The organism is Streptomyces sp. JJ38, assembly GCF_019303475.1.
In the GTDB taxonomy this organism is placed as follows: Bacteria; Actinomycetota; Actinomycetes; order Streptomycetales; family Streptomycetaceae; genus Streptomyces.
Window position 1 is genome coordinate 1 of record NZ_JABLSI010000006.1, and the last position, 1,195, is coordinate 1,195.

1 protein-coding gene and 1 pseudogene (1 of these 2 cut by a window edge) are annotated in these 1,195 nt (G+C 68.7%); both read left to right on the plus strand.

The annotated features are described in order from the left end of the window. Positions 1 to 205, plus strand: a 205-nt coding sequence (locus HPT28_RS04310) for a hypothetical protein (protein ID WP_219089380.1), incomplete at its 5' end; no start/stop codon positions are given. A 239-nt stretch (positions 206 to 444) separates the two neighbouring features. Further along, a pseudogene (locus HPT28_RS04315) lies at positions 445 to 1,195 on the plus strand ((Fe-S)-binding protein); it runs 1,436 nt beyond the window's last position.

The window sequence follows — 1,195 nt, forward strand, 5'->3', positions numbered from 1 at the left end:
CACCGCCTGCCCCTTCTGCCTCGTCATGCTCACCGACTCCGTCAACGGCAAGAAGAACGAAGGCCAGGCCAAGGAGTCCATCCAGGTCGTCGACGTCTCCCAGCTCCTCCTGGAGTCCGTCAAGACTCCGGTGAGCCCGGAGGACGGCGGCGAGACGGGCGAGGCCGCCGACGAGTCGGCGCCGGAGCCCCAGCCGACCCGGTAACGGCACCCGTGCCCACGGCTGCGTAGCCACGGCGAACGGCCGGTCCCACCTCGCGGGGGCCGGCCGTTCGCCGTGTGCGGGGCCGCCCCACCTGGCAGGGGCGTGCCGGTGCCGGGTCGCGCCGCGTGCGGGTCCGACCTCCCGGATCGGGGCCACTCGTCACGTAAGGTTCCGTTTTGAGGGCCTCGGGTCGCTCCCCACAGACGCCGCCTCCGTCTGCCCGGGCCCGAGGAGCCGCTATGCAACTCTTCGCGATCATCGTCACGCTGAGCCTGTCCGTGGTCGGGCTGGCGCTCATCGTGCGCGCCGTCGTCCAGCTCGTCCGCTTCATGAAGCTGGGCCAGCCCGTTCCGGCCGGCTCGCGCACCGACGATCCGAAGGCCCGCAGCGCCACGCTGGCCCGGGAGTTCCTGGGCCACACGCGGATGAACCGGTGGGGCGTGATCGGTGTCGCGCACTGGTTCGTGGCGATCGGCTTCCTCACCCTGCCGCCCACCATCGTCAACGCCTACGGCCAGCTCTTCGAGGCCGACTGGACGCTCCCGGTGGTCGGCGACTGGACGCCGTACTCGATGTACATCGAGTTCATCGGGCTCATGACCACGCTCGGCATCGCCACCCTCATGGTGATCCGCCTGCTCAACCTGCCCTCCCGCCCGGGCCGCAAGTCCCGTTTCGCCGGTTCGACGTTCTGGCAGGCGTACTTCGTCGAGTACGTCATCTTCACCATCGGGCTCGCGATCCTGATGCTGCGCGGCCTCGAGGGCGCCCTGCACGGCGTCGACCACTACGAGGCGGCGTACTTCGTCTCGTATCCGCTGGTCACCGCGTTCAGCGGGCTGGGGATCACGACCTTGCAGAACCTCGTCTACTTCTGGGCGATGGTGAAGCTGGGCACGACGATGATCTGGATGATCACCGTCGCGCTGAACATCGACATGGGCGTGGCCTGGCACCGGTTCCTGGCCTTCCCGAACATCTGGTTCAAGC